This window comes from Streptomyces sp. NPDC003077, from assembly GCF_040611095.1.
Taxonomy (GTDB): Bacteria; Actinomycetota; Actinomycetes; order Streptomycetales; family Streptomycetaceae; genus Streptomyces.
In genome coordinates this window covers 48,613-74,980 of the sequence record NZ_JBEXNM010000046.1, presented here as the reverse complement: position 1 = coordinate 74,980, position 26,368 = coordinate 48,613, and the positions used below count along the sequence as shown (strand labels likewise).

At 72.9% G+C, this 26,368-nt stretch carries 19 protein-coding genes and 1 rRNA gene; 9 read left to right on the top strand and 11 right to left on the bottom strand.

Annotated elements, in window-relative coordinates; genetic code table 11:
- Positions 1-169 (bottom strand): 16S ribosomal RNA (locus ABZX96_RS26325); the annotation flags it as partial.
- An 843-nt stretch (positions 170-1,012) separates the two neighbouring features.
- Between ABZX96_RS26325 and trpS the strand changes: the two genes are divergently transcribed.
- A complete protein-coding gene (gene trpS, locus ABZX96_RS26320) occupies positions 1,013-2,005 on the top strand; it encodes a tryptophan--tRNA ligase (protein WP_355549129.1) in 993 nt (330 codons plus the stop codon).
- Positions 2,006-2,142: 137 nt separating this feature from the next.
- Here the strand turns inward: trpS and proC are convergent, their stop codons facing one another.
- The gene (proC, locus tag ABZX96_RS26315) at positions 2,143-2,952 is read right to left on the bottom strand and encodes a pyrroline-5-carboxylate reductase (RefSeq protein ID WP_355549128.1); all 810 of its coding nucleotides are present in this window, start codon (positions 2,950-2,952) and stop codon (positions 2,143-2,145) included.
- A gap of 492 nt (positions 2,953-3,444) precedes the next feature.
- On the opposite strand from proC, the gene ABZX96_RS26310 reads away from it, so the two are divergent.
- From ABZX96_RS26310 to ABZX96_RS26300, 3 genes are all read left to right on the top strand, one after another.
- Positions 3,445-3,867 (top strand): hypothetical protein, encoded by a 423-nt coding sequence (locus ABZX96_RS26310; RefSeq protein ID WP_355549126.1) that lies wholly within the window; start codon positions 3,445-3,447, stop codon positions 3,865-3,867.
- 156 nt (positions 3,868-4,023) lie between these two features.
- A complete protein-coding gene (locus ABZX96_RS26305; protein WP_355549125.1) occupies positions 4,024-5,625 on the top strand; it encodes a SulP family inorganic anion transporter in 1,602 nt (533 codons plus the stop codon).
- Between the two features lie 183 nt (positions 5,626-5,808).
- On the top strand, positions 5,809-7,242 hold the full coding sequence (locus ABZX96_RS26300) for a M1 family metallopeptidase (RefSeq protein WP_355549123.1): 1,434 nt from the start codon (positions 5,809-5,811) through the stop codon (positions 7,240-7,242).
- Between the two features lie 238 nt (positions 7,243-7,480).
- On the opposite strand, the gene ABZX96_RS26295 is transcribed toward ABZX96_RS26300, so the two are convergent.
- Together ABZX96_RS26295 and ABZX96_RS26290 are read right to left on the bottom strand one after the other, a co-directional pair.
- Complete coding sequence (locus ABZX96_RS26295) at positions 7,481-8,134, bottom strand: hypothetical protein (protein ID WP_355549121.1); 654 nt, start codon at positions 8,132-8,134, stop codon at positions 7,481-7,483.
- 103 nt (positions 8,135-8,237) lie between these two features.
- On the bottom strand, positions 8,238-8,531 hold the full coding sequence (locus ABZX96_RS26290) for an SH3 domain-containing protein (protein ID WP_355549135.1): 294 nt from the start codon (positions 8,529-8,531) through the stop codon (positions 8,238-8,240).
- A gap of 365 nt (positions 8,532-8,896) precedes the next feature.
- Here ABZX96_RS26290 and ABZX96_RS26285 point away from each other — a divergent pair, with 365 nt between their 5' ends.
- Positions 8,897-11,326, top strand: coding sequence for a PQQ-binding-like beta-propeller repeat protein (locus ABZX96_RS26285; RefSeq protein WP_355549119.1), 2,430 nt, complete (start codon positions 8,897-8,899; stop codon positions 11,324-11,326).
- Positions 11,327-11,835: 509 nt separating this feature from the next.
- On the opposite strand, the gene ilvD is transcribed toward ABZX96_RS26285, so the two are convergent.
- The 3 genes from ilvD to ABZX96_RS26270 all read right to left on the bottom strand — a co-directional run bounded on the left by ilvD (position 11,836) and on the right by ABZX96_RS26270 (position 15,909).
- Positions 11,836-13,686: a dihydroxy-acid dehydratase gene (gene ilvD / locus ABZX96_RS26280; protein ID WP_355549117.1), complete on the bottom strand. Its 1,851-nt coding sequence runs from the start codon at positions 13,684-13,686 to the stop codon at positions 11,836-11,838.
- 286 nt (positions 13,687-13,972) lie between these two features.
- Positions 13,973-14,797, bottom strand: coding sequence for a sugar phosphate isomerase/epimerase (locus tag ABZX96_RS26275; RefSeq protein ID WP_355549116.1), 825 nt, complete (start codon positions 14,795-14,797; stop codon positions 13,973-13,975).
- Between the two features lie 179 nt (positions 14,798-14,976).
- Positions 14,977-15,909: a Ppx/GppA phosphatase family protein gene (locus tag ABZX96_RS26270; RefSeq protein ID WP_355549114.1), complete on the bottom strand. Its 933-nt coding sequence runs from the start codon at positions 15,907-15,909 to the stop codon at positions 14,977-14,979.
- Positions 15,910-15,962: 53 nt separating this feature from the next.
- On the opposite strand from ABZX96_RS26270, the gene ABZX96_RS26265 reads away from it, so the two are divergent.
- Complete coding sequence (locus ABZX96_RS26265) at positions 15,963-16,853, top strand: hypothetical protein (RefSeq protein ID WP_355549112.1); 891 nt, start codon at positions 15,963-15,965, stop codon at positions 16,851-16,853.
- Positions 16,854-17,284: 431 nt separating this feature from the next.
- On the opposite strand, the gene ABZX96_RS26260 is transcribed toward ABZX96_RS26265, so the two are convergent.
- A complete protein-coding gene (locus tag ABZX96_RS26260) occupies positions 17,285-19,078 on the bottom strand; it encodes a sigma-70 family RNA polymerase sigma factor (protein ID WP_355549110.1) in 1,794 nt (597 codons plus the stop codon).
- Positions 19,079-19,507: 429 nt separating this feature from the next.
- Between ABZX96_RS26260 and radA the strand changes: the two genes are divergently transcribed.
- Together radA and disA are read left to right on the top strand one after the other, a co-directional pair.
- Positions 19,508-20,935 (top strand): DNA repair protein RadA, encoded by a 1,428-nt coding sequence (radA, locus tag ABZX96_RS26255; protein ID WP_355549108.1) that lies wholly within the window; start codon positions 19,508-19,510, stop codon positions 20,933-20,935.
- Between the two features lie 135 nt (positions 20,936-21,070).
- On the top strand, positions 21,071-22,198 hold the full coding sequence (gene disA / locus ABZX96_RS26250) for a DNA integrity scanning diadenylate cyclase DisA (protein WP_355549106.1): 1,128 nt from the start codon (positions 21,071-21,073) through the stop codon (positions 22,196-22,198).
- 354 nt (positions 22,199-22,552) lie between these two features.
- Here disA and ABZX96_RS26245 read toward each other — a convergent pair whose 3' ends face one another.
- Both ABZX96_RS26245 and ABZX96_RS26240 read right to left on the bottom strand, forming a co-directional pair.
- Entirely contained in the window at positions 22,553-23,539 is a 987-nt protein-coding gene (locus tag ABZX96_RS26245; protein ID WP_355549105.1) for an NAD-dependent epimerase/dehydratase family protein, read from the bottom strand.
- A gap of 392 nt (positions 23,540-23,931) precedes the next feature.
- Positions 23,932-24,777 carry a hypothetical protein gene (locus ABZX96_RS26240; protein ID WP_355549103.1) on the bottom strand — a complete coding sequence of 282 codons (846 nt, stop codon included), beginning with the start codon at positions 24,775-24,777 and terminating at the stop codon, positions 23,932-23,934.
- 280 nt (positions 24,778-25,057) lie between these two features.
- On the opposite strand from ABZX96_RS26240, the gene ABZX96_RS26235 reads away from it, so the two are divergent.
- Entirely contained in the window at positions 25,058-25,660 is a 603-nt protein-coding gene (locus tag ABZX96_RS26235; RefSeq protein ID WP_355549101.1) for a phosphatase PAP2 family protein, read from the top strand.
- Positions 25,661-25,871: 211 nt separating this feature from the next.
- Here the strand turns inward: ABZX96_RS26235 and ABZX96_RS26230 are convergent, their stop codons facing one another.
- The gene (locus ABZX96_RS26230) at positions 25,872-26,321 is read right to left on the bottom strand and encodes a pyridoxamine 5'-phosphate oxidase family protein (RefSeq protein WP_355549133.1); all 450 of its coding nucleotides are present in this window, start codon (positions 26,319-26,321) and stop codon (positions 25,872-25,874) included.
- Between the last annotated feature and the right edge of the window lie 47 nt (positions 26,322-26,368).

The following is a 26,368-nucleotide window of genomic DNA, read 5'->3' as shown; positions in this document are numbered from 1 at the left end:
CCGGTATTAGACCCCGTTTCCAGGGCTTGTCCCAGAGTGCAGGGCAGATTGCCCACGTGTTACTCACCCGTTCGCCACTAATCCACCCCGAAGGGTTTCATCGTTCGACTTGCATGTGTTAAGCACGCCGCCAGCGTTCGTCCTGAGCCAGGATCAAACTCTCCGTGAATGTTTTCCCGTACTCGGGAGAAACACACACGAGAGCGGAACCAGCAGCGGAATAAGCCGCTGGTTCACAGCGTCCTCGCTGTGTGTGCCACCCCAACCGCATGGGCCGTGGTGGACTTTTCAAAGGAACCTCGTCCACGAGTGGACGGGGTATCAACATATCTGGCGTTGACTTTTGGCACGCTGTTGAGTTCTCAAGGAACGGACGCTTCCTTCGATCCCGTCTCACCGGGTTCTCGGGGCGCTTCCCTTCGGTCTTGCGTTTCCGACTCTATCAGATCCTCGCGGCCCTGATTTTTGCCGGTTCGCGGTCCGGGCTGCCTTTCGGCCGCCTTTCTCGCGGTTTCCACTTTACCAGATCCGTTTCGCGTTTCCGCTTTCCGTTTCCGGCCCCGATGGGCGGGTTTTTCGCGCCTTCCGGCGTGGTCACTACTTTAGCGGATTTCCTGTCCGGCGCCTAATCGGCCCGGTGGAAAAAATTTCGGCATGCCGAAATTCATCCCGTTCAGGAGTCGTGCGGTAGTGGGTGCCGCCGGTGCGGCGTGAACGTTGCTTCGGTACCTGTCGGCGCCGCGGCAACTCGGAGAACAGTACATGACGGCTGGGGGCCCTTCAAACCTGTGTGGCGGCTTCAAACCTGTGCCGGGGGGCTCTGTAGGGCGTACGGTGGGTGGCATGACATCGCGTGCGCTCGTACAGAAGTGGTGGGCCGCCTGACGGCGGCCGACCTCAGCGCGCGTAGGAACACGGCCGCCGCCTCCGGCGGCCGTTCGCGTATCTCCCTCTCGTAACCGGCCGGCGGGTGCGGCGGCTCCGGCAGAGCGAAGAAGCGGAGACGAGAGAGATGACGCGGATCTTCAGTGGTGTGAAGCCGACGGGGCACCTGACCTTGGGGAACTACCTGGGGGCGCTGCGGCGGTGGGCCGAGGAGGACCAGCACCGGGCGGAGTCGCTGTTCTGTGTGGTGGATCTGCACGCGCTGACGGTGGAGCACGATCCGGCGCGGGTGCGGCGGCTCAGTCGGCAGGCGGCGACGCTGTTGCTGGCCGTGGGGCTCGATCCCGAGTTGTGCACGGTGTTCGTGCAGAGCCATGTGGACGAGCACACGCGGCTGGCGTACCTGATGGAGTGCACGGCGTCGGACGGCGAGATGCGGCGCATGATCCAGTACAAGGAGCAGGCGCGCGGGGGAAGCGTGCGGCTGTCGCTGCTGACCTATCCGGCGCTGATGGCGGCGGACATCCTGGCGTACGGGGCCGACGAGGTGCCGGTCGGGGAGGACCAGACGCAGCACGTCGAGCTGACGCGGGATCTGGCCGTGCGGTTCAACCAGCGGTACGGGCCGACGTTCGTGGTGCCGAAGGCCACGCCTCCGAAGGTCGCCGCGCGGGTGATGGACCTCCAGGACCCGACGTCGAAGATGGGGAAGTCACACGACCGGACGGCCGGGATCGTCTATCTGCTGGACGAGGCGGATGTGGTGCGGAAGAAAGTGATGCGGGCGGTGACCGACGGGGGGTCGGACGTCGTGTACGACCGGGCGGAGCGGCCGGGGGTGGCGAACCTGCTGGACGTGCTGGCTGCCTGTACGGGTGAGCTGCCGGAGAAGCTGGCCGAGCGGTACGCGTCGTACGGGGCGCTGAAGAAGGACACGGCCGAGGCGGTGGTCGAAGTGCTGCGGCCCGTCCGGGAGCGGCACGCGCGGCTGGCCGCCGACCCCGGGTACGTGGACGCGGTGCTCCGGGAGGGCGCCGAGCGGGCGCGGGCGCTGGCCCGGCCGCGGGTCGATGCCGCATACCGGGCGGTGGGGCTGATGCCCGCCGTGGGGGTGGAGTAGGAGGGGACCTTGAGCAGGAGGGGACCTTATGTGACCGGGCGGTTTTGAGTCGGGGCGTCCGCCGACCGTTCGTTTTCGGGTCGTGTCGAGTTGCACGAGGGCCCGGTGGCGAGGGCCGCCACCGGGCTCCGTGGGGCTCAGCCGTTGCCGGAGGCGAGTTCGCGGCTGCGGTCGCGGGCGGCTTCCAGGGCGGCGATGAGGGCCGCGCGGACGCCGTGGTTCTCCAGCTCGCGGATGGCGTTGATCGTCGTGCCGGCCGGTGAGGTGACGTTCTCGCGGAGCTTGACCGGGTGTTCGCCGCTGTCCCGGAGCATCACGGCGGCCCCTATGGCGGCCTGCACGATCAGATCGTGGGCCTTGTCGCGGGGCAGGCCGAGGAGGATGCCGGCGTCGGTCATGGCCTCGACGAGGAAGTAGAAGTACGCCGGGCCGGAGCCGGAGAGCGCGGTGGCGGCGTCCTGCTGGGCCTCCGGGACGCGCAGCGTCTTGCCGACCGTCGCGAAGATCTCCTCGGCGCGGGTCAGGTGCCGGCCGGTGGCGTGGGTGCCGGCGGAGATGACGGACATCGCCTCGTCGACCAGGGCCGGGGTGTTCGTCATGACGCGGACGACGGGGGTGCCGCCGGGCAGCCGTTCCTCGAAGAAGGCGGTCGGGACGCCCGCCGCGCCGCTGATGACGAGGCGGTCGGCCGGGACGTGCGGCGCCAGCTCGTCCAGCAGGGTCCCCATGTCCTGGGGCTTGACGGTCAGGATGAGGGTGTCAGCGGAGGCGGCGGCTTCCTTGTTGCCGACCGCTTCGACGCCGTAGCGCTCGCGGAGCTGCTCGGCGCGTTCCGGGCGCCGGGCGGTGACCAGGAGGTCGGAGGGGGCCCAGCCTCCCCGGATCATGCCGCTGAGCAGCGCCTCGCCGATCTTGCCGGTGCCGAGTACGGCGACCTTCTGGGTCATGGGTGCGTTCACCTCGCCGGTGGGGCCAGCGCGGGCCGGGAGCCGGGCCGGGCTGGGCCGGGTTGCGGTTGTCGGAGGAGGGGCGGTCGGTTTGGAGCGGCCGGTTTGGGACGGCCGGTTTGGGACGGACGATTTTCGGATGGGGGCGTTCGGCTGGTCTTTTTCGGTCGGCCGGTTTCGGGGGGCGGTTTCGGGATGTCGGTTTCGGGGGGCGGGGGGCGGTTTCGGGCGGGCGGTGTTTCGTCATCCTCGCATTGGGGCGGTGTGCGTCGGGGGGCGTTTCACCTGGTGGTACGGGGATGTACGGGCCCCGTTTGCCGGCAGGAGCGCCGGGCGCGGGGTGGGCCGCGATGACCGCCGGGGTGATCGGACGTGAGCGTTCCCCGTGGCCGGGTCAGGGTTAACGTGCTGGTTACACATTGACTTGTGCATGGCCACGTTCGGCTGGACAGACTGAAAGTGAGCGTCCGACGCGCCGAAGGGGGCGGGCCGATGAGGAACACCTCGGGTGCACGTCGGGCGATCGTCCTGTTCGTGGCCGTGCTCGCGGTGCTCCTCGTCCGTCCTGGCGGCGCCACCGGCCCGTACGACGTGGCCCGGCCGACCGCCGCGGCCGTCGCGTATCCGGTCCCGCAGCGCGGCGGGGCCGACCCGTCCGTGGCCCGTAACGCGCTCGACGGCGCGGACGCCACCGAGTCCGGGATCGCGTACGGCGGGCGGGGGCGGCGCGGCGGGCGGTGCGCCGTCGGGTCGGCCGCCTCGCCGCTCGCGGAACGTCCGCTCTCGCTGATCGAGCGGGACGTCGCGGCCACCGTCCCGGTCCCGCAAGCCGCCGCCGTGCTCGCCGGACGGCGGGCCGCCCCCCTGACCAGATCGGATGAACTTCCCCTGAAGCACGGTGTCTTCCGCTGCTGAGAGGTGCCACCGTCCGGGCGTCGCGCACGCCCGCGCGGTTCCGATCCCTTGGGCGTCCCCCCACGCCCACGCGGTTCGAAGGATCCAGCAATCCACCCCCCACTCGGGGCGCGCGGGGCGCGTCCCGGCGGTACGCAACGCGCTGGAGGCATCCTCATGCGGAAACTGTCGGATTGGCGCGCGGATATCACCGCGTCCATAGTCGTCTTCCTGGTCGCCGTCCCCTTGTGTGTGGGGATCGCGGTGGCCTCGGGTGCGCCGGCCGAGTCGGGGCTGGTCACCGGGATCGTCGGCGGGCTGCTGACGGGGCTGTTGCCGGGCAGCAGCTTGCAGGTCAGCGGGCCTGCGGCGGGGCTGACGGTGCTCGTCTTCGAAGCCGTCAAGGAGTACGGCCTCGGGGCTTTGGGGGCGCTGGTGCTGGCCGCGGGCTTGCTGCAGCTCGCCATGGGGGCGCTGCGGTTCGGCCGGTGGTTCCGGGCCGTCTCGGTGGCCGTGGTGCAGGGCATGCTCGCGGGCATCGGCCTCGTCCTGATCGCCGGGCAGCTCTACGCGCTGGCCGACACCGACCCGCCCGGCGGCGGCCCCGCCAACCTCGCCGGGCTGCCCCGGCTGCTCCCCGACACCCTCGCCTCCGACGCCGCGTCGGCCGCCGCCGCGGTCGGCGTGGGCACCATCGCCGTTCTGGTGCTGTGGCCGAAGTGGCGGCGGGCCGCGCGGGCGCTGCCGGCGCCGCTGGCCGCGGTGGCGCTGGCGACCGCGGCGGTGGCGGTGCTGGACCTGCCGGTGGCCCGCGTCGAGGTCGAGGGCCTGCTGGCGGCCGTCCAGCCGCCGGGCGGTGACGACCTGGCGCGGCTCGTCGAGGGGGGCGTCGTCCTCGGCGCGCTGGGTACCGTCGCCGCCTTCGCCCTGATCGCGTCGGCGGAGTCGCTGTTCAGCGCGGCGGCGGTGGACCGGCTGCACGACGGGCCGCGCACGGATTACGACAAGGAGCTGATGGCGCAGGGCGCCGGCAACGCGGTGTGTGGTGTCTTGGGCGCGCTGCCGATGACCGCGGTGATCGTCCGGAGTGCGGCGAACGTGCAGGCGGGGGCGCGGACGAAGCTGTCGCGGGTGGTGCACGGGGTGTGGTTGCTGGTGTTCGCCGCCGCGTTCCCGGCCGCGCTGGGCATCGTGCCGCTGGCCGCGCTGGCGGGCGTATTGGTGCACGCCGGGTGGAAGCTGCTGCCGGTGAAGGACTTCGTCCCGCTGTGGCGTGAGCACCGGGGGGAGGCCGTGGTCCTGGCCACCACCGCCGTCGCCATCATCGTCACCAACCTGTTCGAAGGCGTCCTGATCGGTCTGCTGCTGGCCGTCGCCAAGAGCGCATGGGAGACCTCGCACGTCCATCTGGAGACCGAGGACGATGCCCGTGACGGCTCCGGTGACGGCTGCGGTCCGGCTGCCCCGTTGCGCGTCCGGGCCCTGGGGAACGCGACCTTCCTGCGCCTGCCGAAGCTCCTCGACCAGCTCGAAGCGCTGCCCAAGGACCGCGCGATCCTCCTCGACCTCTCCGGGCTGCGCCACCTCGACCACGCCTGCGCCGCCGCCCTCACCACCTGGGCGGAGCGGCGGCGGGTGCGGCTGCCCGCGACGGCCCGGAACGGCGGCACCGGGCACCGCGCGCCCGGCGGGCAGGCCACCGGGGAGCCGTCCGCCGAGGGCGAGAACGAGGAGGGATCCGGGGGTGTGCGGCTGTTGGGGGCGCCGGAGAAGGGGTGAGCAGCCCGCTGATCGGCATGGAGCCGGTTCGGGCCCGTACTGGCGCTGATCGTGACCGTTCTTGTCACCCCCGCGCTCGTTCCTGGCGTAACGGTCCGTGACAAGCCGTCGGCAGCGAGGGGCCGGCGCCGACGGGACGCCGTAAGGTCAGGGGGCTCGCGCCCTTATGACCTGAGGAGACCCGTGAACCGCCGGCCCCTTCGCTCGTGCGGTGCGACCGCCGCCCTCTCCGTGGCCCTGCTGCTGTCCTCGTGCACGAGCGCCCAGCAGACCGAGGTGACCAACGCGGCGGACGGCGCCGGAACCCTCCACGACCCCCTCTTCCCGGGGCTCGGCAACAGCGGCTACGACGTCCGCCACTACGGCCTCGACCTCGACTACGACGTCCGCGGCGGCGACCTGAAGGCCACCGCCGAGATCACCGCGAAGGCCACCCAGGACCTGGCCTCCTTCAAGCTCGACCTGCGCGGGCTGAAGGTGACCGGCGTCCGGGTGGGCGACGAGGAGGCCGCCTTCTCCCGCAAGGGGGACAAGCTCACCGTCCGGCCCGGCAGCGCTCTGAAGAAGGGCACGGAGTTCCGTACGAAGGTCGAGTACGGCGGGCGTCCGCAGGAGATGACGGACGCGGACGGGGCGCGCGAGGGGTGGGTGCGGACGGCGGACGGCGCGTTCGTCGCCGGGCAGCCGATGGGCTCGATGAGCTGGTTCCCGGGCAACAACCACCCGGCCGACAAGGCCGCGTACGACATCCGCGTCACCGTCCCGAAGGGGTACACCGCCGTCGCCAACGGGGAGCTGCGCGGGACGCGGGACGAGGACGGCAGGACGACGTTCGAGTGGCACAACGGCGAGCCGATGGCGAGCTACCTGGTCACCGCGACCATCGGCCGGTTCGCGGTCAGGACCTCGGACGCGCGGGACGGGCTGCCGCTGTATGTGGCCGTGGACCCGGCGGAGGAGAAGCGGAGCGAGAAGGTGCTGGCCCGGCTGGGAGACGTGGTGAAGTGGGGCGAGCGGCGGTTCGGCCGCTATCCCTTCTCCTCCGCCGGGGCGATCGTCGACCACATGGCACAGGACCGGATCGGCTGGGAAGCCCTGGAGACCCAGACCAAGCCCCTGTATGCCGGCGCCCCCACGCTGTCCACTCTGGTGCACGAGACGGCGCACCAGTGGTTCGGGGACTCCGTCACGCCCAAGAGCTGGCGGGACATCTGGCTCAACGAGGGGTTCGCGAAGTACGCCGAGTGGCTGTGGGAGGAGGACGCGGGCGGGAAGACCGCCCAGAAGGCGTTCGAGGAGGTCTACAACTCGGACGGGGACGAGCCGCGCTGGGCCTTCCCGCCCGGAAACCCCGGCACCGCGCGGAACCTCACGCTCGACCCCGTCTACGACCGCGGGGCCATGGTGCTCCAGCAGCTCCGCAAGGCGGTCGGGGACGAGACGTTCTTCCGCATCCTCAAGGAGTGGCCGTCCGAGCACCGGCACGCCAACGCCGACTCCAAGGACTTCATCGCCTTCTGCCAGGACCGGGCGGGCGAGGATCTGACGGAGCTGTTCGATGTGTGGCTGTATGGGGACGAGGTGCCGGATTGGGAGTACACGGGGGGTGAGGAGTGATGGTCGAGTGATGGGGAGTGCGGGGAGTTATGGGGAGTGGCTCGGGGCGGCGCTGAGTTTTTGGCGGGACGGCTGCTGGTCGGCCTGAAGTGCCGCCGTCGGTCAGCGTCGCTTCTTGGAGCGGAACGGCTGCCGGTCAGCGCCGCTTCCTGGATCGGAGCGGCCGTCGGTCAGCGTCGCTTCCCGGATCGGAGCCGCCGTCGGTCAGCGTCGCTTCTTGGAGTGGGAAGGCTGCCGGTCAGCGTCGCTTCTTGGACTTGCTTCCGCCGGTGCTCTTGACCGTCGTGGCCTTCGCCGCCCCGGCGCCGGACGCCGCCGCCTTCCGGGCCGCCGGGTTCCCCGTGCGGGCGCTGCGGCGCCGTTCGTGGCGCTCCCGTTCGGCCTCGTACTCGGCGCGGCGGACCTTCTCGCCCGGGGCCTCGACCAGGCTGCGGCAGAAGTAGGCGAGCAGCGAGCCGATGAAACCGATCAGCAGCAGGCTTTGCGAGGACTTGTCGGTCGGGCGGTCGGCGGCGCGCTCCCCCGCCGGCCGGGTCAGGTTCTCCCAGGTGCGGCGGAAGGCCAGCGCGCTGCAGATCGCGAACCCGGCCACGATGAGGACGTTGACGAACGAGCCGACCTCGGCGATCTCCAGCCCCTGGAAGGCGACCCGCAGCACCACCGCCCCGGCCGCCGCGAGCAGCAGCGAGCCGACGGCGACGCCGGCCCGGCGCAGCCCGTACCCGCCGTCGTGCGCGACCCACGTCGTACCGAAGAACCGGATGTCGGCCGGTTCCGGTCCCCCGCGCGCGGCACCGCTTCCGGAAGCGGCACCACTCCCGGACGCGCTCCGCGCGCCCACGGGCCCGCCGTCCGGCCGGGAGCCCTCCGAAGGCGTCTGGTCTTCGCTCATGCCGTCGATTATCCCCGTACGGCGTCGAAGGACGGCGTACGGGGACGGGACCGGTCCGGACGGGCGGACGGGCGCCGACGGCGTTCCCGGGGGGCGTCCCAGGTCAGCTCGTGCAGCGCGGCGCCACCGGGCCGTTGCTGCCCGTCTTGACGTAGGTGTCCGAGATGTACTGGCCGGGCCCGATGTTGTCCCAGACGTCGGAGGTGCCCAGCGGACCGCTGACCCGCTCGCCGGAGCGCTGGCAGCGGACGGTGACCCGGGCGTTGTACGGGAGCTGGCGCACGACGCCGTGCTTGGTGCTCGGGCCCTGGCGGACGTTGACGCGGTACCCGGGGACGATCGGGTAGGAGGTGGCGGCCAGGGCGACCGCCTCGGCGGCGACGGCCCCTTGGGGCATCACCTCCAGCAGCGCGGCCTCCGGGGCGGCGGTGTCCGTGGCGGATGCGGCGACGTCCGGTCCGTTCTGTGTGGTCACTGTGTGTCCCCCGTCGTGTGTCGTCGTCTGGGTTGGGTGGAGCCGGGCCGGGTGCGGACCGTCCGTCTGCGCGGACGTCCGTGGGGCCCCCGATGGTTGCCGTCGACGTGTGGGGAAACGAGCGCGACCCGTGTCCGCGGGCGCCCTCGTACGACCGGACGGCCGCTTCCCGCGCACGGCGCCGAGGCGACGCACCCCGCACGCTAGCAAGCCCGGGCCCCACTCGTACGTACCATCGACTAGGCTCGCCGCGCCGTGCGCGGCCGACAGACACGGGGGTGGGAGCGATGCCGCCGCAGTGGGAATCCGGGCTGAGTCCGGAAGCGGAGGGTCCTGAGTACGCCGGTGAGTACCGCCTGGAGACGCGGCTCGGCTCCGGGGGGATGGGCGTGGTCCACCTGGCGCGTTCGGCGTCGGGGCTGCGGCTCGCCGTGAAGGTCATTCACAGCGAGTACGCCCAGGACCCGGAGTTCAGGGCGCGGTTCCGTCAGGAGGTGGCGGCGGCACGGCGGGTGAGCGGCGCGTTCACGGCGCCCGTCGTGGACGCGGACACGGACGGCGAGCGCCCGTGGATGGCCACCCTCTTCATCCCGGGCCCGACGCTCTCCGAACACGTCAAGCGGAACGGGCCGCTGGCCCCGGACGAGGTCCGCCGGCTGGCCTCCGGCCTCGCCGAGGCGCTGCGCGACATCCACCGCGCGGGCGTGGTGCACCGTGACCTGAAACCGAGCAACGTGCTGCTGGCCGCCGACGGGCCGAAGGTCATCGACTTCGGCATCTCGCGCCCGTCCGACAGTGAGATGCGCACGGAGACGGGCAAGTTGATCGGGACGCCGCCGTTCATGGCGCCCGAGCAGTTCCAGCGCCCGCGCGAGGTGGGCCCGGCCGCGGACGTCTTCGCGCTGGGGTCGGTGCTGGTGCACGCGGCGACCGGGAGCGGGCCGTTCGACTCCGACAGCCCGTACGTGGTCGCGTACCAAGTCGTGCACGACGAGGCCAACCTCAAGGACGTACCGGAGAGCCTGGCACCGTTGATCCGCAGTTGCCTGGCCAAGGAACCGGGCGACCGGCCGACGCCCGACGCCCTGATGCGGCAGTTGCAGGTCGACGTGCCCACCGAGGTGCACGGCGGGGTGTTCGCGGACTTCCTGACGGAGACCGGGCGGGGGACGGCGGACCGCGACGGCGGGGAGGACGGCCGTCGCGAGGGGCCTGAGGGCGCGTCGTCCGAGTCCGAGGACGCGCCCGGGGCGCGCGAGGAAACGGCCGGGAGCCGCCGCGGCGACGGCACGACCGGGCCTCGCCGCCGGGAGGACGCGGCGCGGGCCGAGGTCACCCACGTCCGGGCCCGGCCCCCGGCGACCGCGGCGCGGCGCCGGGAGGCGTCCCCGGCCACCGCGTCCGCCGGTTCCGGCCCCGGCCGCCCGGCATCCGGGGACATCACGGGCCGCCCGCGGCGCCGCGCGCGGCGGTGGGCGACCTGGACCGCCGTGACCGCCGTCCTGGTCAGCGGGGGTGTCGCCGCGAGCGCCGCGGTACTGGACCGGAAGGACCGGCCCGCGCTGCAGACCCGCCAGGCGAGCGCCGAGGCCACCTTCCACCCCTGGCTGATCCGCCTCCCCTCGCTACCGGGACGGCCCACCGCCGCGCCGCCCGTCTGCTCGTACGGCGCCCCTGGGGCGGGCGGCCCGGCCAAGGGCCACAAGGGCGCGACCCCCGCCCTCTTCTGTGCCCGGCACGGCATACAGGCGGCCCGGATCGACCCGGAACAGGGCAGGGTCGTGTGGCAGCGAAAGCAGAAGGAGCCGCCCGGGGACGCCGACGCGATCCGGCCGCTCGCCCTGTCCGGTGGCCTGCTGTACGTCCTCTCCCCCGACGGCAGCCGACTGGAGGCGCTGGACCCGTCCGCCGGGGGTGCGGGCGCGCCGCGGTGGAGCACGGACCTGACCCGGTATTTCGGCGCGGTGCGCTTCGTCGGCGACGTGGTGCTGCTGACGTCCGAGGACGGCACCACCACCGCGCTCGACGGGGCCACGCACCGGCAACTGTGGCGCAAACGTGTGCCCAGCCAGCCGCTGGGCCAGTTCGCCTCCTACGGGGACCCCGGCACCGCGTACGCCGCCATGCCCTCGGACGACGGCACCACCACCTTCGTCACCGCCCTCGACCCGCGACGGGGAACGGTGCGGTGGCAGCGGCGGCTGCCCGGCTCGCTGACACCCGCCGGTACGGGGGCGTCGGGGTCGGTGTACTTCACCGTGTCCGCCCCGGACATGGAGACCAGCACACGGGCCGTGCTGCGCTTCGATCCGGCCACCGGCCGCACCCGCCGCATCCCGCTCACCTCGCCCGTCGACAACCCGGCGGCCGTGGTGCGCGGCGAGACGGTCTACCTGCTGGGTGACGGCGGGGGGCTGCGGGCCGTGGGAGAGCGGACCTGGGAACTGGAGACCTCGGTCAGCCAGGTGTCGGCGCCGGTGGCGGCGGAACGGGGCGACCGGCTGTACTTCACCGGCGGGGACGGCCGTCTGCTGGCCGTCGACACCCGCGCCGGAGCGCTGCTCGGCCAGACCCGGCCCCGGCTGCCAGGTGGCCACAACACCTACCTGGAACTGGTCCCGGCCCCGGTCCTGGACGAACGCCGGGGGCGGGTCTACGCGACGGCTCCGGACGGGTCGGTCTTCGCGGTGCGGACGGGGAATCCGGGGCGGTGGTGAGGGGGATGGCGCCGGTCGTCCGGATGCGGGGGTGATGGGGCTTTCGGGAGGGCGGCTGGGTGCGGGCCGGGGGCTGGTGCGCCTTTTGTCCGAACGGGTCAGGTCTGTTGCGGGTGCGGTTCGGTGCGGCTTGCGCCTTTTGTTTCGTGGGGCTGAGGACTTGTCGCGGGTGGCCCCCGGTGGGTTGTGCGCCTTTTGTTTCGTGGGAGGCGGGGTCAGTGGCGAGTGCCGCCTAGTGGGGCCTACGCCTTCTCTTTCGTACGAGGTCGGGGCCGCCCCGGGGTACCTCCTCGCGGCAGTTGCGCCTCCCCGACGACATCTTGTGACGGGGCCGCCGCGCCCCAGTCCGCTGCGGGGGCACCCCGGGACGTCCCCTTTCGTCGGTTTGGCGGCTGATCGCCGGTGGGGGCGGGTGCCGACCAGACCAAACGACCCCCGGCAACAGCAAAGGGCGGGCCGCTCCCCCAGAGCGCCCCGCCCTTCACCGTCAAGCCGGTCCGGCCGTTTCATCACCCCAGCTTGCTCACATCCCGTACCGCGCCCTTGTCCGCGCTGGTGGCCATGGCCGCGTAGGCGCGCAGGGCCTGGGAGATCTGGCGGTCGCGGTTCTTGGGGGCGTACCGGCCGCCCAGGGCGGTGCGGCGGGCTGCCAGTTCGTCGTCGGGGACGAGGAGTTCGATGGAGCGGTTGGGGATGTCGATGCGGATGCGGTCGCCGTCCTCGACGAGCGCGATGGCGCCGCCGGACGCCGCCTCGGGCGAGACGTGGCCGATGGACAGGCCGGAGGTGCCGCCAGAGAACCGGCCGTCGGTGACCAGGGCGCACGCCTTGCCCAAGCCGCGGCCCTTGAGGAAGGAGGTCGGGTAGAGCATCTCCTGCATGCCCGGGCCGCCCTTGGGGCCCTCGTAGCGGATGACGACCACGTCGCCCTCCTTGACCTGCTTGCCGAGGATCTTCTCGACGGCCTCTTCCTGGGATTCGCAGACCACGGCCGGGCCCTCGAACGTCCAGATGGACTCGTCCACGCCCGCGGTCTTCACGACGCAGCCGTCCACGGAGATGTTGCCCTTGAGCACCGCCAGGCCGCCGTCCTTGGAGTACGCGTGCTCCAGGTCGCGGATGCAGCCGCCCGCGGCGTCGAGGTCGAGGGTCTCCCAGCGTTCGGACTGGGAGAAGGCGGTCGCGGAGCGGACGCAGCCCGGGGCCGCGTGCCACAGCTCGACGGCCTCGGGGGACGGGGAGCCGCCGCGGACGTCCCAGGTCTTGAGCCAGTCGGCGAGCGAGGCGCTGTGCACGCTGTGCACGTCCTCGTTGAGCAGGCCGCCCCGGTAGAGCTCGCCCAGGAGGGCGGGGATGCCGCCGGCCCGGTGCACGTCCTCCATGTAGTACGTGCCGCCCGGCGCGACGTTCGGGGCGACCTTGGCCAGGCACGGGACCCGGCGGGAGACCTCGTTGATGTCCTCCAGGTCGAAGTCGAGACCGGCCTCCTGGGCGGCGGCGAGCAGGTGGAGGATCGTGTTGGTGGAGCCGCCCATCGCGATGTCCAGGGCCATGGCGTTCTCGAAGGCGGCCCGGCCGCCGATGGCGCGCGGCAGGACGGTGGTGTCGTCCTGCTCGTAGTACCGCTTGGTGATCTCCACGACCGTGCGGCCGGCGTTCTCGTACAGGGCGCGGCGGGCGGTGTGGGTGGCCAGCACCGAGCCGTTGCCGGGCAGCGAGAGGCCGATGGCCTCGGTGAGGCAGTTCATGGAGTTGGCGGTGAACATGCCGGAGCAGGAGCCGCAGGTCGGGCAGGCGTTCTGCTCGATGCGGAGGATGTCCTCGTCCGAGACGTTCTCGTCGACCGCGTCCGAGATGGCGTTGACCAGGTCGAGTTTGCGGACGGTGCCGTCCACGAGGGTGGCCCGGCCGGCCTCCATCGGGCCGCCGGAGACGAAGACGGTGGGGATGTTCAGCCGCATGGCGGCCATCAGCATCCCGGGCGTGATCTTGTCGCAGTTGGAGATGCAGATCAGCGCGTCGGCGCAGTGCGCCTGGACCATGTACTCGACGGAGTCGGCGATCAGGTCGCGGGACGGCAGGGAGTAGAGCATCCCGCCGTGGCCCATGGCGATGCCGTCGTCGACCGCGATGGTGTTGAACTCGCGCGCGATGCCGCCCGCCTCCTTGATCGCCTCGCTGACGATGCGGCCGACCGGCTGGAGGTGGGTGTGGCCCGGTACGAACTCCGTGAAGCTGTTGGCCACCGCGATGATCGGCTTGCCGAAGTCCTCGCGCGCTACGCCGGACGCCTGCATGAGCGCGCGGGCGCCGGCCATGTTGCGGCCATGGGTGACGGTGCGGGACCTCAGCTCGGGCACGTGGATCCACTCCCTCGGGTACGTGTGTGCGGGGGCCGGAATCCTGCGAGCCTACGCCCCGGCTCCAGGGTTCGGACACGGGTTTCGGTATGCGAGACGGGGGACCGGGTGGTGGACGGGTCCGGTGGGGGTCGGGTGGGGGCCCGGTGGGGGGGTCGCGGCGGACGGGCCTCCGGCGGGCGGGCGCGCCCGGGTGGGTTCCGGCGGGCCCGGGTCGGCTCGGGGGCGGTTCCGGGCCGGTTTCGGCGGGCGGCTCGCTCGCGTCAGCTCCTGGCGGAAGCCACCGTCACGTCCCCGGTACCCGCGTCGGCGACGCCAGGTGCAGCCGCGTGAAGGCCAGCGCCTCGGCGAGGTCGGCCTCGCGCTCGGCCGCCGACATGGCGCGCCGGGTGTTGACCTCCACCACGACGTGGCCGTCGAACCCGGTGGCCGCCAGCCGCTCCAGCAGCTCCGCGCAGGGCTGCGAGCCGCGGCCGGGCACCAGGTGCTCGTCCTTGTTGGAGCCGTTCCCGTCGGCGAGGTGGAGGTGGGCCAGCCGGTCGCCCATGCGGTCGACCATCTGGAGGGCGTCGCTGCGGGCGGTCGCGGTGTGCGAGAGGTCGATCGTGTAGTGGCGGTAGTCGTCCTTGGTCGGGTCCCAGTCGGGGGCGTACGCGAGCATCTCGCGGTCCCGGTAGCGCCACGGGTACATGTTCTCGACGGCGAACCGCACGTCCGTCTCGTTCCCCATCCGCCACACGCCGCGCACGAAGTCCCGCGCGTAACCGCGCTGCCACCGGAAGGGCGGGTGGACGACGACGGTGGAGGCGCCGAGCTTCTCGGCGGCGTTGCGCGCGCGCTGGAGCTTGACCCAGGGGTCCGTGGACCACACCCGCTGCGTGATCAGCAGGCACGGCGCGTGCACGGCCAGGATCGGCACCCCGTGGTAGTCGGAGAGCCGGCGCAGCGCCTCGATGTCCTGGCTGACCGGGTCGGTCCACACCATGACCTCGACGCCGTCGTAGCCCAGGCGCGCGGCGATCTCGAAGGCCGTCGCGGTCGACTCCGGATACACCGAGGCCGTGGACAGGGCGACCTTCGCATCCGGGATGCGCACCACAGGCTCCGTCACGGAACACAGCGTACGGGCCGCCGCCGGACCGGGGGCAGGTGGTCCGGACACCGGGGGGATCGGGGAGATGGGCGGTAGGGAGGCAGGGTAGGCGGGCCGGACGGCGGGCGGGTCCTTATGGGGAGGCCAGGCGGACGGTCGCGGGGCCGGGCCCGCCCGGCGGGCCCGTGACCGCCCCCTCACACCTCCAGCAGATGATCCAACCGCCGCAGGATCACGCCCTCCCGCAGCGCCCACGGACAGATCTCCAGGACCTCCACCCCGAACAGGTCCATCGCCCCCTCCGCGACCAGCGCCCCCGCCAGGAGCTGCCGGGCGCGGCCCTCGGAGACGCCGGGCAGCGCGGCCCGTTCCCCCGTGGTCATCCCGGCCAGCCGCGGCACCCACTCCTCCAGGGCCTTGCGGCTCAGTTCCCGCTGCGTGTACAGGCCGTCGGCGGAGCGGGCGGCCCCGGCGATCCGGGCGAGCTGCTTGAACGTCTTGGAGGTGCCCACGACGTGGTCCGGCGTGCCGAAGCGGGCGAACTCGCTCACCACCCGACCGATTTCGGCCCGGACCCGCTTGCGCAGCGACCGGATGTCGGCAGGATCCGGCGGATCGCCCGGCAGGTCGGTGGCGGTCAGCCGGCCCGCGCCGAGCGGCAGCGAGACGGCGGCGTCCGGTTCCTCGTCCAGCCCGTAGGCGATCTCCAGCGAGCCGCCGCCTATGTCGAGCACCAGCAGACGGCCCGCGGACCAGCCCAGCCACCGCCGCGCGGCCAGGAAGGTGAGCCGCGCCTCGTCCTCGCCGGACAGCACCTGGAGGGCGACGCCGGTCTCCTGTTCCACCCGCCGCAGCACCTCCTCGCCGTTGGACGCGTCGCGGATCGCGGAGGTGGCGAACGGCAGCACGTCCTCGGCACCCTTGTCCTCGGCGACCTGGAGCGCTTCGCGGAGGGTGGTCAGCAGCCGGTCGACCCCGGCGTCGCCGATGGCGCCGTCCTCGTCGATCAGCTCGGCCAGCCGGAGTTGGGCTTTGTGGGAGTAGGCCGGCAGCGGGCGCGCACCCGGGTGCGCGTCCATGACCAGCAGATGGACCGTGTTCGAACCCACGTCAAGGACACCGAGTCTCATAACGGGAAACCTACTGCGGCCGATCCCCGACCTGATCGCCTTAGTCTGGAGAGGTGGCAAAGACGAAAAAGGCGAAGCACGAAAAAGGCCTGAAGAAGGCAGAAAAGCGTCGCTCCGCGGGCACGCCGGAAGCGCGGGCCGAGGAGGTCGGCCTCGACTTCGCCCGCGCCTGGGTCACCTTCCCCGACCCGGACGACGACGAGCAGGTCTTCCGCTGCGACCTCACGTGGCTGACCTCCCGCTGGACCTGCGTGTTCGGCAGCGGCTGCAAGGGCATCGAGGCGGGCCGCGCGGACGACGGCTGCTGCACCCTGGGCGCCCACTTCTCCGACGAGGACGACGAGCAGCGGGTCGCCGGGCACGTGGCCCGGCTCACCCCCGAGATCTGGCAGTTCCACGACGTGGGGACGGAGTCCGGCTGGGTCCAGGAGGACGAGGACGGGGAACGCCAGACCCGCCGCTGGAAGGGCTCCTGCATCTTCCAGAACCGCCCCGGCTTCGCCGCCGGCGCGGGCTGCTCGCTGCACATCCTGGCGCTGCGCGAGGGCCGCGAGCCCCTGGAGACCAAGCCGGACGTGTGCTGGCAGCTCCCGGTGCGCCGGACGTACGAGTGGATCGACCGGCCCGACGACACCCGCGTCCTCCAGATCTCCATCGGGGAGTACGACCGGCGCGGCTGGGGCCCCGGTGGCCACGACCTGCACTGGTGGTGCACCTCGGCACCCTCGGCGCACGGCGCGGGCGAGCCGGTGTACGTCACCTACCGCCCCGAACTGATCGAGTTGATGGGCGAGAAGGGCTACGCGCGGCTCGTGGAACTGTGCGAGGAGCGAATGGCGACGGCGCCGCTCCTGGCCCCGCATCCGGCGGATCCGGTGCGAGTGGCCGCGTCGGGCTTTCCGTTGCTTCCGGTCCTGCCGGTTCCGCCGGTTGAGTCGAAGTGATCGGCGGGGTGGGTGTGATCGGCCGAGTGGGTGTGATCGGCTGAGTCGGTGGGGTCGCTGAGTCGGTGGGGCGGGGTGGCTTGGTGTGGCCGGTGGGCTGCTCGGTGCGGGCGGGCTGCTCGGTGCGGGCGGTGCGTTTGATGCGGGCGTTGGGCTCGGCACGCCCCCGGTAACGCGCATATCCGGCGAAGCCGACGAAGGGGCGTGCCGCGAGCCGCGCCTTTTTATTTGACGCAATTTTTCCCTTACCGCGCCGGGGAATGCGGCAAAACGGACCGGTCGCGATCATATGAACGGTCCGTCTCCGTCCCGGGTGAGCCGTCTCGGAGGCCGGGTGGTCTCCGTCCCGGGCGGGCCGTTTCGGAGGCCGGTTCGTCCTCGTCCGGGGACGGGCCCTCTCGGAGGCCGGTCCGCGCTCCGGGGCCCGGCCCTCACCCCTTGGGCCCGACCTCGCCCGGGTGCGGGGTGGGCATGGGGCTGTCCGAGAGCGTCGTCGAGTCGGTCGGGGCCGGGGGGGCCGTGGGGCGCGGGCCCGGGTCGGACGGCCGGACGGGGGCCGACGCCGTCGTTGACGCGGGGGCGTACGGCCCCGACGGCAGACGGGTCGCGGAAGGCGAGGACGAGCCGGAGGTACGGGTGCCCGGTCCCCGGCCGTGACCGGCGGCGCCCCGGCCCTCCAGTGCCACGGCCGTCCCTCCCGGGTCGAAGAGGATCCGCGTGCGCCAGTGCCCGGCGGGCTCCCGTTCGTGATCGACGCGCACCGTGAGCGTCGTGACCTCCCCAGGCCGCAGCTCCCCGTCCGAGGTGCTCAGCCGCAGCCAGGGCGCGTCCGACCGCGCCGACCAGTGGACCGGGGCGCCACCGGACGCGGTGAGCACGACGGCGGTGGCGCCGCCGACCGCGTGCGCGGCGACGGCCAGCCGCCCGGGGCCGCTCCGCGACCGGAGCGGCTCCGCCTCCCCGAGCGGCTGCCCGTCCGCGCCGAGCACCGCCACCGCGAGGTCGGGGGACCGGCTGCCCGCGGTGAAGCGCGGATCGGGGGTGGAGTGGGCGCTGCCGGCGTTCTCGTACGGGGCGCCCTCGTAGCCGCCGCGGTCGTTCGTCTCGTTGGCCGTCACCGAGGGGGTGTCGCCGCCCGCCTCGTCCGTGGGTGCGGTGCCCCGGTAGGCGGCCCACAGGGCGAGCAGCGGCGCGGCGAGGACGGTGGCCACGACGGTGGTGGTCAGCACCCGGCGGCGCAGCCTGCGGCGGCGGGCGGCACGGTCCCGGGGGCCGAGGGGGAAACCGCCCCGGTCGTAGCGCGGGGCGTCGTCCGCGCCACGCTTGCCCGCCGCCCGCGCGACGCGGCCCGCGCGGCTGCCGGTGACGGCGCCCGGCACCCCTTCCGCCCGGCCCGAGCGGGAGTTCCACGCCGCCGACATCGCCGCGCCCACCTCCGTCCGGGGCACCGCCACCAGGGGGAGGGCGTCCTGCGCGGCCGGGTCGGTGCCCGGCCAGGGGCCGCCCGCCGTGACCCGCTCGGCCGTGCGCCGGCATTCGGCGCACTCGTCCACGTGCCGGACCAGCTCCCGGCGCAGCGCCGCGCCCAGCAGCATCTGGGTGTCGCCGCCGAGCTGCGCCACGTCCGGGCAGCGCCCGACCTCCACCACGGCCAGCGCCGCCCGCGTCCGCTCCACCTCGCAGGACGCGCTGGACAGCAGCTCCCGGGTGGCCTCCGTCCCGGTGCCCAGGATGGCCGCGACCTCCCCGCACGAGAGGTGGTGGCGCACGGACAGCTCCAGGGCCTCGCGCTGCTCGGAGGAGGTGCCGGCCGCCTCCGGCCAGGCGAGGGCGGCCAGCTCGGCGCGCCGGCGGGCCGCCTCCCGGTCCTCGTCGGGGGCGAGGGGCGCGCCGGGGTCCGGCCGCCCGGACGCGGACGCGCGGACGGGGCGCCGTTCGGCGAGGCGGCGCAGGCAGGCCCAGCGGGCGAGGGCGTAGAGCCAGGGCCGGTAGAGGCCGTCCTCGGTGGGCCGCCGTCCGTGGTGGCGCTCGGCCAGGACCAGCACCTCGCCCAGGACGGCGGTCGCCGCGTCGTGCTCGCACAGCACCGACAGGCAGTAGGTGAACAGCCCGTCCAGATAGGGCTCGTACCGCTCCGGTGGCCGCTGGTGCGTGCGGCCTGACGCGCTCGCGTCCACGGGGTGGGAGCCGGTGGTGTACGGATGGGAGTCGGGCCTGCTGCTCATCACCCGGCGACGGTAGGCGGATGATGCAGACCTTCTCGCGTCACTTGGGCAGTTTTAATCCCTACGGGTGACCTTCTCCCTCAAAAGGGGACAGGAACCCCGCGAATAGCCGCTGTCCTTCCTCCCTCCGGGGTGTTATTCCGCATCCGGGTTTCGTTCGCGGGGTGCCCGTTCCGTGGGGGTTGGTTTGGTTGGTTCGGTTGGTTCCGTAGGCATCGTTCTTCGTTGTTCTTCAGGTTTCGGCCGCTTCGTTCTCGGGGGTACGGGAGCTTCGCCCCGCCGGGGGCACGGGACCTTCGTCCCGGGTTTGTCCCGGGTTTCGTGAGCCGTGCGTCATAGGGCGACCCAGGCCCGTCCCCACCCACCCCGCGCAGCCCGCTCCCACCCGCCCTCCCGGCGTTGTCAGACCCCGCCATTACGGTGAACCCCATGGCGACCCGTAAATCCCCGGCCAAGGAACGGCCCTCCTACCGCTGCACCGAGTGCGGCTGGACGACGGTGAAGTGGCTCGGCCGCTGCCCCGAGTGCCAGGCGTGGGGCACGGTCGAGGAGTTCGGCGGCGCGCCCGCCGTGCGCACCACCGCCCCCGGCCGCGTCACCACGGCCGCGCTGCCGATCGCCCAGGTGGACGGCCGCCAGGCCACCGCCCGCACGACCGGGGTGGACGAGCTGGACCGCGTGCTGGGCGGCGGTCTGGTGCCGGGCGCCGTGGTGCTGCTGGCCGGGGAGCCGGGCGTGGGCAAGTCCACGCTGCTGCTGGACGTCGCGGCCAAGGCAGCGGGCCCCGAGCACCGCACGCTGTACGTGACGGGTGAGGAGTCCGCGAGCCAGGTGCGGCTGCGCGCCGACCGCATCGGGGCCATCGACGATCACCTCTACCTCGCCGCCGAGACCGACCTCTCGGCGGTCCTCGGGCATCTGGACGCGGTCAAGCCCTCGCTGCTGATCGTGGACTCCGTCCAGACGATCGCCTCACCCGAGATCGACGGCGCGCCCGGCGGCATGGCGCAGGTCCGCGAGGTGGCCGGGGCCCTGATCCGGGCGTCCAAGGAGCGCGGGATGGCCACGCTGCTGGTGGGCCACGTCACCAAGGACGGCGCCATCGCCGGTCCCCGGTTGCTGGAGCACCTGGTGGACGTGGTGCTGAACTTCGAGGGCGACCGGCACGCCCGGCTCCGCCTGGTGCGCGGCGTGAAGAACAGGTACGGCACCACCGACGAGGTCGGCTGCTTCGAGCTGCACGACGAGGGCATCACCGGCCTCGCCGACCCCTCCGGCCTCTTCCTGACGCGTCGCGACGAGCCGGTGCCGGGGACGTGCCTGACGGTGACCCTGGAGGGCCGCCGCCCGCTGGTCGCCGAGGTGCAGGCGCTGACGGTGGACTCGCAGATCCCCTCGCCCCGCCGCACCACGTCCGGGCTGGAGACCTCCCGGGTGTCGATGATGCTGGCCGTCCTGGAGCAGCGCGGCCGGATCAGCGCCCTGGGCAAGCGGGACATCTACAGCGCCACGGTCGGCGGCGTGAAGCTGACCGAGCCCGCGGCGGACCTCGCCGTCGCCCTGGCGCTGGCCAGCGCCGCCAGTGACACGCCGCTGCCGAAGAATCTCGTCGCCATCGGCGAGGTGGGGCTGGCGGGCGAGGTGCGCCGGGTCACGGGCGTGCAGCGGCGGCTCGCCGAGGCGGCCCGGCTCGGCTTCACGCACGCCCTGGTGCCCGCCGATCCGGGGAAGATCCCGCCGGGGATGCGGGTGCGCGAAGTGGCCGATGTCGGCGAGGCGCTGGGGGTGCTCCCCAAGCGCGTCCGCCGCGAACCGCCCCAAGAGGACGCCCCCCGTCCGGAGTCCGGCCGCCGGTAGACTTTGCCCAGGTCTCGCCCGTCCAGGGAGCGGTGCCCCCGGCACACGTACGCGACTCGTACGCACGTTCCCACGTGACCAAGGCTTCGGCCGGGCGGCCCGCGGCACCGACAGACCTTGCGACGGAGGAGTGCAGTGGCAGCCAACGACCGGGCAGCGTCTCCCGGCAGGTCCAGGTCGGGGGAGAGCGGCACCGATGGGCTGATGCGCGCCTCGCTGAGCGCGGTGGCACCCGGCACCGCGCTGCGCGACGGACTGGAGCGCATCCTGCGCGGCAACACGGGCGGCCTGATCGTGCTCGGCTTCGACAAGACCGTCGAGTCGATGTGCACCGGTGGCTTCGTGCTGGACGTGGAGTTCTCCGCGACCCGGCTGCGCGAGCTGTGCAAGCTGGACGGGGCGCTGGTCCTGGACAAGGACATCACCAAGATCCTGCGCGCCGGGGTCCAGCTCGTCCCGGACGCGTCCATCCCCACCGAGGAGACCGGCACCCGCCACCGCACCGCGCAGCGCGTCTCCATCCAGGCCGGGTTCCCCGTCGTCTCCGTCAGCCAGTCGATGCGGCTGATCGCCCTGTACGTGGACGGCGAGCGCCGGGTCCTGGAGGAGTCGGCCGCCATCCTCTCGCGCGCCAACCAGGCGCTGGCCACGCTGGAGCGCTACAAGCTGCGCCTGGACGAGGTCGCCGGCACCCTTTCCGCCCTGGAGATCGAGGACCTGGTCACCGTCCGCGACGTCACCGCGGTGGCGCAGCGGCTGGAGATGGTGCGCCGGATCGCCACCGAGATCGCCGAGTACGTCGTCGAGCTGGGCACGGACGGCCGGCTGCTCTCCCTCCAGTTGGACGAGCTGATCGCGGGCGTCGAGCCGGAGCGCGAACTCGTCGCCCGGGACTACGTCCCCGAGCCGACCGCCAAGCGCTCCCGCACCGTCCCCGAGGCGCTGTCCGACCTCGACGCCCTCAGCCACGCCGAACTCCTCGAACTGCCCATCGTCGCCCGCGCCCTGGGCTACAGCGGCTCACCGGAGACGCTGGACTCCGCCGTCTCCCCACGCGGCTTCCGTCTCCTGGCCAAGGTGCCCCGGCTGCCCGGTGCGATCATCGACCGGCTGGTCGAGCACTTCGGCGGGCTGCAGAAGCTGCTCGCGGCCAGCGTGGACGACCTCCAGATGGTCGAGGGCGTCGGCGAGGCCCGCGCCCGGTCCGTACGCGAAGGACTGTCCCGGCTGGCCGAGTCGTCGATCCTGGAGCGGTACGTCTAGCGGCGGGTGCCGTGGGTGGGACGGGGAACCGGTCCTGCGGGGCGGGACGGCGCGGGGCGAGCGGGCGGGCGGCGTGACGGCCTCCTCGTCCCGTCGTAGGTGACTCCCCGCACACGTCGTGATCGGCCTGATCGGCCCCCTCGCGCGTCATGATCGGCTTGCTCGTCCGTCGTGACGGGCGCCCTCTCCCGTCGTGACGGTGCCCTCGTCCGTCAGCGTCGCTTCCGCGCACCCGTCGTGATCGGCTCCCCCACACCCGTCGTGGTGATCGGCTCCCTTGCCCGTCGTGACGGACGCCCTCGCCCCGTCATCGTCGCTCCCGCGCACCCGTCGTAGCCGACTCCCCCGCATCCGTCATATCTGCCGCAGCACCGCCGCCTCCTTCTCCGGGGAGAGGCCCACCGGCGGTCGGTCCGGCCGGTGCGGGGCCGTGCCGCCCCGTTCCCGCAGCCAGGCCCAGGTGTCCGCGACGGTGTCGGCGACCGGCCGGCAGCGCAGCCCGGCCGCGTGGACCTTGGTGACGTCCCCGCCGTGCATGGCCGCGTGCATCTCGCCCGGTGGCGTCCAGACCGGAAGCTCGGTCCACGGTTCGATCCCCGCCGCGAGCACCGTCTCCGGGTCCGTCCAGCGCAGTTCGGCGCCGGAACCGGTGACGCGTACGCAGGCCTCCAGCAGGTCGCCCATCGTGGCGTGCCCCGGCCGGCTCACCAGGTTGTAGGCGCCGCCCAGACCCGCCCGGGCGGCGTCCAGCAACCACTGGGCGAGGTCGCGCACGTCGATGTACTGCAGCGGCAGCTCGCGCGGGCCCGGCGCCAGCACGGGGCCACCGCGGGCCACGCGCCCCAGCCACCACGGCAGCCGCCCGAGGTTCTCCCCCGGCCCCAGGATGAGCCCCGCGCGCCCCAGCAGCGCCCGGTCCCCGAACTCCGCCAGCGCGGCCAGTTCGCCACCCCGCTTGTCCTCGGGGTAGGCGACGTCTCCGGCGTCCGGAGAGGCGTCCACCACCGGGCCGTCCTCGGCGGTCCCCGCCGCGACGGGGAACGGGTGCACCGAGCGGCTGGACACGTAGACGTAGTGCCCGACCCGCCCGGAGAGCGCCCGGGCGGCATCCCGCACCGCCGACGCCGCGCCCGCCCAGGTGTCCACGACCGCGTCCCACTCGCCCTTCTCCAGCGGCGCCAGCGTCGCGGAATCCGTGCGGTCGCCGTGCAGCACGCCCACCCCCGGCGGTGGCGCGTGCTTCCCGCGATGGAAGACGGTCACCTCCCAGCCGCGCGCCAGCGCCTCGTCCGCCACCGCCCGCCCCACGAACTCGGTCCCGCCCAGAATCAAAAGCCTCATGCCGCGACTGTGCCCCACGATCCGGCGCCGGCGGAAGCGGTCACGCCGAGGGCGGAACGGGGTGTGAAAGGCCGATCGGGGACCTATAAAGACGCGGGGAAGTGCGGGGGTTGTGGGAGTTTTTGGGGGTTGTTGCGGTTGTGGGGGTTGTGGGGGTTGTGGGGGTTGTGGGGGTGTGCGCGTCGGGTGTGTCGGGTGCGCCAGGTGCGTAGCTGTGGACGTGGGCGGTTGGCGCCTGATGAGAGGGCAACGCGTTCGTCAGTTCCGCCGACTCGTACGCGCCTTGATGGTGCGTCACATGCGTCGGCTGCGTATACCGCGCTACGCCTTGCGCCGGGGAGGTCGGCACGGGCGCCGCCTCGGGCCGCGAGGACGGCGGATTACGCCCCGGCTCAGGCTTCGGCGAGGGTGAAGCGGACGTGGGTCGCCGTGAGGCCGGGGACCCGGATCTCCGCGAGGTAGTCGCCGGCCGGCACCTCGGTGAGGCTCGGGGTCGCGCACCCGGGGGCGCTGGGCTCGCGGTTCCATTCGACGATGCGGGTGACCGTGGCGCCCGCGCCCACTCGCACCAGCACGGAGCCCTTGACCACCGGGCAGTCGGCGGAGCCCCACACCCGCGTGTCCCCGGTGTCGTCGCTGATGGTGAGCAGCGCCGATCCGCGTCCCAGGTCCACCTTGCAGTCCCCGTCGGCGGAGTTCTTCACCGTGATCTCGAACTCCGGTTTCTCGTCCGGCCCGTAGCTGTCCTTCAAGGGGCGCAGCTTCAACTCGGTCGTGTTCGACGAGCAGTTGGGCGGGGTGGCGCCCGCCGGAACGGTGACCACGCCAGGGCCCGCTCCGATGGGCGCGTTGTCGCCCGCGGATCCGGCGCCGACCCCCGAGCCGGTCGCCGCGCCGCTCCCCCCGGATGCCCCGCCTCCGCCTGAACCGGACCCGGACCCCTCACCTGACCCCGAGTCACCGCCCGACCCGGCACCGCCACCGCTTCCCGACTCGTCGCGTCCGCCCGGCTTTTGGCTGATCCCGGACTCCGTCGCGTTGGGACCGGGCGTGATGGAGGTGGCGGGCGCGGCGCCGCCCCGGCCCTTGCCCGAGCCGGCGGTGTCCTCGTCGTCGCCCAGGTTGACGGCCCAGATGACCAACAGCGCCAGCAGCACCACCACGGCCAGCGCAACGGCCCTCCGCCGCCAGTAGATGGAGGAGGGGAGCGGCCCGATCGGATTGCGCAGAGATCCCACGCGGAAACTCTACGAGAGATCAGTTGTCACTCCGGTCAGTACCCGCCACACGAGGTACCACTTTTCCTATCGTCTGCTCTCATGACCGGTCACGATGCCGCCCATGGCGTCCACACGCCTCGGTGGCCGGTGGACCGGTGGACCGGCGCTCGGCGCTCGGCGCTCGGCGCGAAGAGTGCCGCTCCCGGTGGCCCCGCCGGTGGCCCTTACCTTCGTCAGGTCCCCGGTCCGACCACCGTCTGATGTGGTGATCACCGAGGGCTACGTACCGTTGTCGACCATGAACGATCTCTATCGCGGCAGCGCCGACCTCTATCGCGACATCACCGACTTCGCCCGCAGTACACCCGGCTGGTTCCATTCCTTCGCCGAAGCCGGCACGGAGGGCGGCATCCTGCTCCTGATGGCGGTGGCGGTGCTGGGCTGGTGGCGGGCCCGGCGCGGGGACGCCCGGGGCGTCGCGCTGGCCGTCCTGGTGCCCGTGGGCACGATCGTCGCCTACATCGCCAGTGAGGCCGTCAAGAGCGTGGTCAACGAGGAACGGCCGTGCCGGGCGGTGCGGGCGGCCGTGGCGCCGATCGTGCCCTGCCCGCCGGAGGGTGACTGGTCCTTCCCGAGCAACCACTCGGCCATCGCGGCCTCCCTGGCCGTCGGCATCCTGCTCGCCTGGCGCGTCGCGGCCTGGCTGGCGATTCCGGTCGCCCTGCTCACCGGCTTCTCCCGGATATTCGTGGGCGCCCACTACCCGCACGATGTGGTGGTCGGCCTCTGCGTGGGCGCGGTGCTGGCGGCGGTCACCGTCATGCTGCTGACGCGGCCGGTGACGTCACTGGTGACGCGGCTGGAGACGGGACGCCTTCGGGTGCTGGTGACGACGGCGTAGCGCACGCGCACCGGGCCGCGAAGAGGGCCGCGACGGGAGCCAGGGCTCCGGTCGCGGCCTTCGCGCTATAGGGCGCTATAGGAAGACGACCCGTTCTGGCGGGTGCGCCCAGGTCCGTCACCCAGAGCGCACGCCCGGTCCGTCACTGGGGTGCGCAGATCCGTCACACAGAGCGCTCGCAGATCCGTCACTCGGGGCGTGCGCAGGCCCGTCACTCAGGTGCGGGGTCCGGGTGCCACTCCTCCTTGTGGCCGAAGCCCTGGCCGTTGTCGATCAGCCTCAGCCAGTCCGGGCGCAGTTCCCACAGGGCGGTGCGTTCCAGGGCGGCGGTCAGCCGGGGGTCCGCGGCGACGAAGGGGAACCGTGCGAGGTAGGCGCGCCACCCCGCCTCCCGTTCCGCGCCCTCCAGACGCCGGCAGGTGCCCCGGCCCTGGACCCCGGTGAGCTCCGTCCACTGCTGCCCGTCCTTCTGGACGGTGCAGGCCACCCGCGCCCCCGGGTGCGACAGCGCCCGGCCGTGCCGCGTGGTGGCCGCGGTGACGAAGACCAGCGTGGGCACCGGCCCGTCCGTGGGCGCGTACAGGACGGCGCACGCCTGCGGGCCGTCCTCGTCGGCGTATGCGAGCGTCATCGTCGTGTGCGCGGCCAGCGCGCGGCGGATGGCGGGCGGGCAGGTGCCTGGTGTGCTCGAAGCGTTCGATTCACTTG

Bases quoted from the DNA above. Each gene is read 5' to 3' on its own strand.
- radA (WP_355549108.1), top strand. From the start codon at position 19,508: ATGGCGACCCGTAAATCCCCGGCCAAGGAACGGCCCTCCTACCGCTGC.
- ABZX96_RS26245 (WP_355549105.1), bottom strand. From the start codon at position 23,539: ATGAGGCTTTTGATTCTGGGCGGGACCGAGTTCGTGGGGCGGGCGGTG.
- ABZX96_RS26270 (WP_355549114.1), bottom strand. From the start codon at position 15,909: ATGAGACTCGGTGTCCTTGACGTGGGTTCGAACACGGTCCATCTGCTG.
- ABZX96_RS26295 (WP_355549121.1), bottom strand. From the start codon at position 8,134: ATGAGCGAAGACCAGACGCCTTCGGAGGGCTCCCGGCCGGACGGCGGG.
- ABZX96_RS26260 (WP_355549110.1), bottom strand. From the start codon at position 19,078: ATGAGCAGCAGGCCCGACTCCCATCCGTACACCACCGGCTCCCACCCC.
- ABZX96_RS26235 (WP_355549101.1), top strand. From the start codon at position 25,058: ATGAACGATCTCTATCGCGGCAGCGCCGACCTCTATCGCGACATCACC.
- ABZX96_RS26310 (WP_355549126.1), top strand. From the start codon at position 3,445: ATGAGGAACACCTCGGGTGCACGTCGGGCGATCGTCCTGTTCGTGGCC.
- ABZX96_RS26305 (WP_355549125.1), top strand. From the start codon at position 4,024: ATGCGGAAACTGTCGGATTGGCGCGCGGATATCACCGCGTCCATAGTC.
- proC (WP_355549128.1), bottom strand. From the start codon at position 2,952: ATGACCCAGAAGGTCGCCGTACTCGGCACCGGCAAGATCGGCGAGGCG.
- ABZX96_RS26290 (WP_355549135.1), bottom strand. From the start codon at position 8,531: ATGCCCCAAGGGGCCGTCGCCGCCGAGGCGGTCGCCCTGGCCGCCACC.
- trpS (WP_355549129.1), top strand. From the start codon at position 1,013: ATGACGCGGATCTTCAGTGGTGTGAAGCCGACGGGGCACCTGACCTTG.
- ABZX96_RS26285 (WP_355549119.1), top strand. From the start codon at position 8,897: ATGCCGCCGCAGTGGGAATCCGGGCTGAGTCCGGAAGCGGAGGGTCCT.